Source organism: Streptomyces roseolilacinus, assembly GCF_014649335.1.
In the GTDB taxonomy this organism is placed as follows: Bacteria; Actinomycetota; Actinomycetes; order Streptomycetales; family Streptomycetaceae; genus Streptomyces; species Streptomyces roseolilacinus.
This window is the reverse complement of record NZ_BMSV01000043.1, coordinates 1-600: the sequence shown is the minus strand read 5'-3', so window position 1 is coordinate 600 and position 600 is coordinate 1. Positions and strand designations below refer to the sequence as shown.

General features: G+C 69.3%; 1 pseudogene. It reads right to left on the bottom strand.

The features are described from left to right. Positions 1 to 596, bottom strand: a pseudogene (locus tag IE106_RS30620) (transposase); the annotation flags it as partial. Between the last annotated feature and the right edge of the window lie 4 nt (positions 597 to 600).

Below are 600 nucleotides of genomic sequence, written 5' to 3'. Positions count from 1 at the left end.
CGTCGCATGACCCGGTTGGACCGAAGCCGCCCAAGGATCTGCACCGGCAGGTCGGACAGGAGGTGAGCGATGCGAGGTGCGTCGTATCCGGAGTCCAGGAGGACGACCAGGATCTCCGGGTCTCCTTCCCGCCACTGACCAGCGGCGATGAGCCGCTTGGTGACCTCACGGATCTGGGTGGTGGTAACGGCCGCAAGGTCGGCACCCGGCTCCAGGCGGGCCGCGTCCAGCACGGCGGTCCAAGAGGTGCGGCCGGTCTCCAGCGCGGCCACGACCGAGTACGGCTGGCTAGGGATCATCCGGTGCTCGTTCTAGCCCCGGCCGTATGTGTGGCAGAAGGAACGGTTCGCGCAGGTCGCGGCGTCCGGCCTCAGCCAGGGCGATACGTCGACAGCCAGGACCAGCCTGCCGTCCGCGGCTCTCGGCAGCGGCAGGCCGGCCAGTGCCCGACGGAGCCGGCCGAAGTCGATCCGCCCCTGGTTGGGCCCGGCGTACAAGGCTCCGTGACCTCGCCGGTGCTCTGGCGCGAGCGCGAGATCCACCAGCGTTTTGACAGGGCCCTCCGTGTAAAGGAGGGCGTCCGTCAGCTCGAACAACGCA